The 5,713-nt window shown below is 71.4% G+C and carries 7 protein-coding genes; 4 read left to right on the top strand and 3 right to left on the bottom strand.

Features of this window, described 5'->3' with window-relative positions; all coding sequences use genetic code 11:
* Positions 1–129 precede the first annotated feature (129 nt).
* Both ACSNOG_RS31655 and ACSNOG_RS31650 read right to left on the bottom strand, forming a co-directional pair.
* Entirely contained in the window at positions 130–951 is an 822-nt protein-coding gene (locus ACSNOG_RS31655) for a purine-nucleoside phosphorylase (RefSeq protein WP_179082353.1), read from the bottom strand.
* A 115-nt stretch (positions 952–1,066) separates the two neighbouring features.
* Complete coding sequence (locus ACSNOG_RS31650; RefSeq protein ID WP_030369994.1) at positions 1,067–1,504, bottom strand: gamma-glutamylcyclotransferase; 438 nt, start codon at positions 1,502–1,504, stop codon at positions 1,067–1,069.
* A gap of 165 nt (positions 1,505–1,669) precedes the next feature.
* Between ACSNOG_RS31650 and ACSNOG_RS31645 the strand changes: the two genes are divergently transcribed.
* On the top strand, positions 1,670–3,118 hold the full coding sequence (locus ACSNOG_RS31645; protein WP_058045958.1) for an NAD(P)H-quinone dehydrogenase: 1,449 nt from the start codon (positions 1,670–1,672) through the stop codon (positions 3,116–3,118).
* Positions 3,119–3,302: 184 nt separating this feature from the next.
* Complete coding sequence (locus tag ACSNOG_RS31640; RefSeq protein ID WP_436756145.1) at positions 3,303–4,307, top strand: DeoR/GlpR family DNA-binding transcription regulator; 1,005 nt, start codon at positions 3,303–3,305, stop codon at positions 4,305–4,307.
* A gap of 13 nt (positions 4,308–4,320) precedes the next feature.
* On the opposite strand, the gene ACSNOG_RS31635 is transcribed toward ACSNOG_RS31640, so the two are convergent.
* Positions 4,321–4,923 carry a TetR/AcrR family transcriptional regulator gene (locus ACSNOG_RS31635; protein WP_436756144.1) on the bottom strand — a complete coding sequence of 201 codons (603 nt, stop codon included), beginning with the start codon at positions 4,921–4,923 and terminating at the stop codon, positions 4,321–4,323.
* Positions 4,924–5,042: 119 nt separating this feature from the next.
* Here ACSNOG_RS31635 and ACSNOG_RS31630 point away from each other — a divergent pair, with 119 nt between their 5' ends.
* Together ACSNOG_RS31630 and ACSNOG_RS31625 are read left to right on the top strand one after the other, a co-directional pair.
* Positions 5,043–5,321 (top strand): type II toxin-antitoxin system Phd/YefM family antitoxin, encoded by a 279-nt coding sequence (locus ACSNOG_RS31630; protein ID WP_436756143.1) that lies wholly within the window; start codon positions 5,043–5,045, stop codon positions 5,319–5,321.
* Complete coding sequence (locus ACSNOG_RS31625) at positions 5,322–5,567, top strand: type II toxin-antitoxin system RelE family toxin (RefSeq protein WP_436756142.1); 246 nt, start codon at positions 5,322–5,324, stop codon at positions 5,565–5,567.
* Positions 5,568–5,713: the final 146 nt, after the last annotated feature.

Raw genomic sequence — 5,713 nt, 5'->3', positions numbered from 1 at the left:
GTCGCGCGCCGCAGGCGCGCGCGGTTGGGTCCGGCGCGCCGTGCCGCACCCCCGGCAAGGGGAACGGCGCGCGGGGAACGCCAAACGGCGCCGCACCCGGGTGTGGGGAACGGCGCCGTACCGGCAAGGTCAGAGCTTGGGGAGGACCTGGGCCAGGAGCTGGCCCATGCGGGACGCGGAGTCGCGCCCGGCCTGGAGGACCTCTTCGTGGTTCAGCGGCTCACCGGTCATGCCCGCGGCCAGGTTGGTGACCAGGGAGATGCCGAGGACCTCGGCGCCCGCCTCGCGGGCCGCGATGGCCTCGAGCGTGGTGGACATGCCGACGAGGTCGCCACCGAGGGTGCGGACCATGCGGATCTCGGCCGGCGTCTCGTAATGCGGGCCGGGGAGCTGGACGTAGACGCCCTCCTCCAGGGTCTCGTCCACCTCCTTGCACAGCGCGCGCAGACGGCGGGAGTAGAGGTCGGTGAGGTCGACGAAGTTGGCGCCGACGATCGGCGAGGTCGCCGTCATGTTGATGTGGTCGCTGATCAGCACGGGCTGGCCGGGGCGCATGCCCTCGCGGAGGCCGCCGCAGCCGTTGGTGAGGACGACGGTCTTGCAGCCGGCGGCGACGGAGGTGCGCACGCCGTGGACGACGGCGGCGACGCCGCGGCCCTCGTAGTAGTGCGTGCGGCCGAGGAAGACCAGGGCGCGCTTGTCGTTGATCTTGTACGAGCGGACCGTGCCGGCGTGGCCCGCCACGGCGGCGGCGGTGAAGCCGGGGAGCTCGGTGACGGGGAACTCGGCCTCCGGGGCGCCGAGCGCCTCGGTCGCCGGGAGCCAGCCGCTGCCCATGACCAGGGCGACGTCGTGGGTCTCGGCGCCGGTCAGCTCGCGCAGACGGGCGGCGGCGGCGTCCGCCGCGGCGTACGGGTCGGCCTGGATGTCGGGAGTAACTGATGCGTTCACGCGGACGAGGGTAGCCGCTTATCGCCTACGCGCGTAGATGTCACTGCTCACGGTGTTCCGATTGTTGCTTTGTGGGTTGTGACGAGATGCAGTCGTCACTCCCCGGCGCCGATCGTCAGCAGGGGCGCTTGCGGAGCTCCATCACGTAGTCGTGGGGAGCGCCCGCGGACTCCGCGGCGTCGGCGATCTCGCCCAGGTAGCGGGCGGAGGGCAGGCCGCCCTCGTAACCGTTCAGGACGTAGATCCACGCGGGCTCCTCACCGTCCAGAGTGTGCACGCGGACGCGCATCCGGCGGTAGATGTCGAGGCCGACACCCTCCCAACGGTCCATCGAGTCCTCGTCCATCGGAGCGATGTCGTAGAGGGCGACGAAGACCTGGGAGCGGGGTGCCTCGACGACGGTCGCGAGCGCGCCCTCCCAGCCCAGCTGCTCGCCGCCGAAGGTCAGCCGCCAGTCGGCGAGCCAGCCCGTGCCGCGCAGCGGCGAGTGGGGTGCGCGGCGGGACATCAGCCGCGCGTCGAGGTTGCCGGCGTACGCGGCGTAGAGCGACATGGTTTCGAGGGTACGGGAGTGAGGCGCGACGGCATTTGGGATGGCAGTCTCGAAGGGAGGTTCGTCCGGAACCTCCTGCCGGTTCTCGCACGGATTGCCGTATGCATGCGGGTACGGATCCGCTGGGGAGGCCCCGGGAGAAGTCACTTCGACGGGTACGGGACAATGGAGTACGTGACTCGGATCGTGATCATCGGTGGCGGACCCGGCGGCTATGAGGCGGCGCTCGTCGCCGCGCAGCTCGGTGCGGAGGTGACCGTCGTCGATTGCGACGGTCTGGGCGGGGCGTCGGTGCTCACCGACTGTGTGCCCTCGAAGACGCTCATTGCGACGGCCGAGGTGATGACGACCTTCGACTCCTCGTACGAGGAGCTCGGGATCATCGTCGCCGACGACACGCCGCACATCGAGCAGGCGGCCCGGGTCGTCGGCGTGGACCTGGGCAAGGTCAACCGCCGCGTGAAGCGGCTCGCGCTCGCGCAGTCGCACGACATCACGGCCTCCGTCACCCGCGCGGGTGCACGCGTGCTGCGCGGCCGGGGACGGCTGGAGCCGAACCAGGCGCCGGACGGGTCGCGCCGCGTGATCGTGACGGCCGCGGACGGCACCGAGGAGACGCTCGTCGCGGACGCGGTGCTGGTCGCCACCGGCGCGCACCCGCGCGAGATCCCCGACGCCCAGCCGGACGGCGAGCGCATCCTGAACTGGACCCAGGTCTACGACCTGGACGAGCTCCCCGAGGAGCTCATCGTGGTGGGCTCCGGTGTGACCGGCGCCGAGTTCGCCGGTGCGTACCAGGCGCTGGGGTCCAAGGTGACGCTGGTGTCGTCGCGGGACCGCGTGCTGCCCGGCGAGGACCCCGACGCCGCCGCCGTGCTGGAGGACGTCTTCCGGCGGCGCGGCATGAACGTCATGGCGCGCTCGCGCGCGCAGTCCGCCAAGCGCGTCGGCGACCGGGTCGAGGTCACGCTCGCGGACGGCCGGGTCATCACCGGCACGCACTGCCTCATGGCGGTCGGCTCGATCCCGAACACGGCCGGGATAGGCCTGGAGGAGGCCGGGGTCCGGCTGAAGGAGTCCGGGCACATCCACACCGACCGGGTCTCGCGCACCAGCGCGCCGGGCGTCTACGCCGCCGGCGACTGCACGGGCGTGCTCGCGCTCGCGTCGGTCGCGGCGATGCAGGGGCGCATCGCGATGTACCACTTCCTGGGTGATGCGGTCGCGCCGCTCAACCTGAAGTCGGTCTCCGCGAACGTCTTCACCGACCCCGAGATCGCGACCGTCGGCTACACCCAGGCCGACGTCGACAGCGGGAAGATCGACGCCCGTATGGTCAAGCTGCCGCTGCTGCGCAACCCGCGCGCGAAGATGCAGGGCATCCGGGACGGCTTCGTGAAGCTGTTCTGCCGGCCCGGCACGGGCATCGTGGTGGGCGGCGTCGTGGTCGCCCCGCGGGCGAGCGAGCTCATCCACCCGATCTCCCTCGCGGTCGACAACAGCCTGACCGTCGAGCAGATCGCCAACGCGTTCACCGTGTACCCGTCGCTGTCCGGTTCGCTGGCGGAGGTCGCCCGGCAGCTCCACTCGCGCAAGACGCAGCGCGAGGCTTAGGGGCCGGATTGTTGCGCTGAGTGGCCGGGGAGGCTTTGGCCTTGAGTCCGGGCCTCCTATACCACTTTGAGCGTTCCACAGCGGACAACTTCCGTTAATTGCTGCAACCTGCTGAAAACGGATGGGCGTTGGCGTTACTGTCGGTTTCGTGTTCGCTGCAGAACGTCGTCAATTGATCCTCGAAATGGTGCGGGCCAACGGGGCGGTTTCGCTCCGTGAGCTCGCCCGCGTCGTCCAGACCTCCGAAGTGACCGTACGGCGGGACGTGCGCGCACTGGAGGCAGAAGGACTGCTGGACCGCCGGCACGGCGGTGCGGTGCTGCCCGGAGGCTTCACCAGGGAGTCCGGCTTCCCGCAGAAATCCCATCTAGCGACCGCCGAGAAGACGGCCATCGCCGATCTCGCGGCGAGCTTCGTCGAAGAAGGCGAAGCCGTCGTCGTCGGCGCCGGTACGACCACGCAGGAGCTGGCCCGCCGGCTCGCGCGCGTCCCGGGACTGACCGTCGTCACCAACTCCCTGCTCGTCGCCCAGGCCCTCGCCCACGCCAACCGCGTGGAGGTCGTCATGACGGGCGGCACGCTCAGAGGATCCAACTACGCACTGGTGGGCAGCGGCGCCGAGCAGTCCCTGCACGGGCTGCGGGTGACGCGCGCGTTCCTGTCGGGCAGCGGGCTCACCGCGGAGCGGGGCCTGTCCACGTCCAACATGCTCTCCGCGAGCGTGGACCGGGCGCTGGTGCAGGCGGCGGCGGAGGTCGTCGTGCTCGCCGACCACACGAAGCTGGGCACGGACACGATGTTCCAGACCGTGCCCACGGATGTGATCACCCGGCTCGTGACGGACGAGCCGCCGTCCCACGACGACCGCGCGGCGACGGAGCTGCAGGCCCTCGCCGACCAGGGCGTCCACATCTCGGTGGCCGGGCCCGGCGCGGGCTCCGGGCAGGGGCCCGGCTCCGGGCCCACGGGGGCGGTCTCGGGCGGAGGCGGGGGCGGCGAGCAGGTGCCCCAGCAGCAGCGGCGCCGGGACGTTCCCCCGCTCCCGGGCCAGCGCCGCACCCACGGCACCCACCACTTGCCCCCGGGCCCGCCGGGCCCCTCAGGGCCCAGCCCGTCCCCCTCGCAACTCCGCAGCGAGCCCCCGACGGCGACGGCCAGGGTGGCGGACCTGGCCCCCAGGCGCCGGTAGCTCCCGGGCGCCCTCAGGATCCTTCGGGGCAGGGCTCGGTGGCCAGGCCCTGGACGGTCAGGGTCAGGAGGCGGTCGGGGAGCCGGGGGTCGTCCGGGGACTGTTCCGCGGCCAGCGAGATCGCGTTCGTCAGCTGCATGACGTCGGCGATGTCGACATCGGCGCGGACGGCCCCCGCGGCCTGCGCGCGGGCCAGGAGCAGGCTCCCCGCCTCCCGCATGGGAAGGCTGCAGCGCGACATCGCCGAGGCCTCGTCCGACTGGGCGGCGAGCAGGGCCCGCGAGAGCCCCCGGTAGGTGCTGGCGTGCGCCACGCACGCCCGGAGCCAGTCCATCAGGGCCCGGCACGGCTCGGGCGAGGCCAGGAGCTCGCGGGAGCGGGCGATGAGCCCGTCGAGCTCGCCCTGGAAGACGGCGCTCATCAGCGCCGTGCGGTTGGGGAAGTGGCGGTAGAGCGTGCCGATGCCGACCCCCGCCCGGCGGGCGACGTCCTCCAGGGAGGCTTCCGTGCCGTTCTCGGTGAATGCGGTCCGGGCTTCCGCGAGCAGCCGCTCGTAGTTGCGCCGGGCGTCCGCCCGCATGGGGCGTGGCGACGCGTGCGTGGTCTCCGTGGCCATGGCTGCCGAGTCCTCCCTGTGTCTCCCCGCCTGCCAAGCATGCCACTGGCTCCAGCGGCGGAAGGGCGTCACTCGGACGGGGGATGTTGTACACACTGGCTGGTGCGTACTGTTTCAGCATGGACACCTACTCCCTCGTCGAGGCTCGCAACCAGCTCGGGCAGCTCGTGGGCCGTGTGCGGCACGGCCGCGAGCCCATCCTGATCAGCGAGTACGGCAAGCCGGCGGCAGTGCTGATGCCCATAGAGGAACTGGAGGAGCTCCAGAGGCTTCGCGACGAGGCGGATCTGGCGCTGGCGCAGTCCATCCGGGAGGACCCCGAAGCGCGGTGGGTTCCCCAGGACGAGGTGCTGGCCGTCATCGAGGCGGATGAGGCTGCGGATCGGAAGGCTTGCTGAGTGTCCTGGACCGTGGTGTGGGAGGAGCGGGCACTGGCCGAGCTCCGTCGTTTACGTCTTCTCGACCCCACGGGCGCGAAAGCGTGCGTCATGGCGAGCAGGGCCCTGGGCGATGACCCGAAGCCCGAAGCCGCCTCAGCCCTCGGAGGGTCCGGCTACTACCGGCTCTCTGTCGGATGCTGGCGAGTGCTGTACCAGGTGGAGGACGACACGGTGTACGTCATGAATGTCGGTCGCACCATCTGAACCGCCGGAACGCGAGTGGGCCCCTGCCGATGGCAGGGGCCCACTCGCGTCGGTTGTCAGCCGTCCGCGTCAGTCCTTGATTTCGCAGATGACGGCGCCGGAGGAGACGGACGCGCCGATCTCGGCGGTGATGCCCTTGACCGTGC

Origin of the sequence: Streptomyces sp. URMC 124 (genome assembly GCF_051386455.1) — a bacterium.
Classification (GTDB): Bacteria; Actinomycetota; Actinomycetes; order Streptomycetales; family Streptomycetaceae; genus Streptomyces.
This window is presented reverse-complemented; position numbering and strand designations above follow the sequence as displayed.

Bases quoted from the DNA above. Each gene is read 5' to 3' on its own strand.
- ACSNOG_RS31650 (WP_030369994.1), bottom strand. From the start codon at position 1,504: ATGTCGCTCTACGCCGCGTACGCCGGCAACCTCGACGCGCGGCTGATG.
- ACSNOG_RS31645 (WP_058045958.1), top strand. From the start codon at position 1,670: ATGGAGTACGTGACTCGGATCGTGATCATCGGTGGCGGACCCGGCGGC.
- ACSNOG_RS31640 (WP_436756145.1), top strand. From the start codon at position 3,303: ATGGTGCGGGCCAACGGGGCGGTTTCGCTCCGTGAGCTCGCCCGCGTC.
- ACSNOG_RS31635 (WP_436756144.1), bottom strand. From the start codon at position 4,923: ATGGCCACGGAGACCACGCACGCGTCGCCACGCCCCATGCGGGCGGAC.
- ACSNOG_RS31630 (WP_436756143.1), top strand. From the start codon at position 5,043: ATGGACACCTACTCCCTCGTCGAGGCTCGCAACCAGCTCGGGCAGCTC.